Below are 1,593 nucleotides of genomic sequence, written 5' to 3' on the forward strand. Positions count from 1 at the left end.
TTGATACTGATTGAGCCTTCTCCCCAGCCCGGCGGTTACCCGCTAAGCTGGAAGGCGACCAAGCACTACAAGGGAGAAGACTCATGAACTTTTACCATAGCACTCACCGTCATTATTGTGGAATCGACCTGCACGCTCGCAGCCTGTACGTCTGCATCCTCGACCAGCAAGGCGAGGTGTTGTTGCACAAAGAGATCAAGGCGCGACCGGAACCGCTACTGGCACTGCTCGAACCCTTTCGCGATGACCTTGTGGTTGGCGTTGAATGCATGCACTGCTGGTACTGGATCTCGGATCTGTGTGAAGAACACGGCATCCACTTTATCCTGGGCCACGCGCTTTACATGAAGGCCATCCACGGCGGCAAATCCAAGAATGATCGCATCGACTCTTTCAAGATTGCGATGCTCATGCGCGGTGGTAATTTCCCTCTGGCCTATGTCTATCCCAAGAAGATGCGTGCCACACGTGATTTGTTACGTCGTCGCACCCGCATTGTCCAGCATGGTGCCATGCTCAAAGCCCACGTCGTGAATACCGTAAGCCAGTACAACCTGCCGCCCAGCAAAGCCAACCTCAACAACCCTGGTGGCCGATCACAACTGACCGCCGCTTTTAGCGATCCAGACGTTCAGCGCAATATCGACCTGGACCTGGCCATCGTCGACTGTTATCAGCACGAACTCAAAAAGCTTGAATGGCACCTGGAACAGCAGGCCAAACAACACGACCCGGCGTCACTCAACGTGCTGAAGACCATTCCTGGAGTAGGCCGCATTCTGGCCCTGACCATTCTCTACGAAGTCGGCGATATTCAGCGCTTCGAATCCGTTCAAAAATTCGCGTCCTACGCTCGCCTGGTGAAGTGCAAAGCCGAATCAGCCGGCAAGGTCTACGGCACGCAGGGCAACAAGATCGGCAATGCCCATCTAAAGTGGGCGTTTTCGGAAGCCGCCGTGCTATTTATCCGTAACAACGACAAGGCCAAGCGCTACGTCGAAAAACTCCAGAGGCGAATGAATAAGCCCAAGGCCCTGTCTGCCTTGGCGCACAAGTTGGGCCGAGCGGTGTACTTCATGCTCAAAGACAAGAGGGTGTTCGATGAAGAACGGTTCCTGAGAGGTTAGTCACGCCACGGGCTGAGCAAGATGTCTAACTGGATCAGAAAGGATGACGCCGAAGACTGCGAGTCCGCTGACTGGTACCCGATACCAAAGCGGTTTTCTGTCACCGATGTCGAAGCCAGAGCGACTTGATTAGCCAGCCCGTGGGCGTGCCTTAATACCATGAGCCAGTGCGCTTACACCGGTCCTGAGCCTGAAACTAACTGGAGCCATGCAGCCCGACGCTTGAATAGCGCCAGTGACCGGTTAACCGATGAATGTCTGGTGCCCCTGACCCACTGATGGAACGACCGGTCAGGCAGTGGCCTAAAGCCACGTAAGAAAGCCCCTATATGTGTTTGCTGTAAGTGCCTGACAGCTCGACGAGACTAGCGAAGCAGGCGTTCTCGCTCATGGGTTTAGGTTGGCCGCTGGTGCGGCCAAAAAAATCACTATTGCCTGTTGATTCCGAGAAGGCTCATATGTGTTA

Annotated in this window: 1 protein-coding gene; it reads left to right on the forward strand. The window is 54.5% G+C overall.

From position 1 onward, the window contains the following. Positions 1–83 precede the first annotated feature (83 nt). Complete coding sequence (locus QPL95_RS18500) at positions 84–1,127, forward strand: IS110 family transposase (RefSeq protein WP_303292374.1); 1,044 nt, start codon at positions 84–86, stop codon at positions 1,125–1,127. Positions 1,128–1,593 lie beyond the last annotated feature (466 nt).

The organism is Marinobacter sp. SS5-14b, assembly GCF_030541005.1.
Classification (GTDB): domain Bacteria; phylum Pseudomonadota; class Gammaproteobacteria; order Pseudomonadales; family Oleiphilaceae; genus Marinobacter.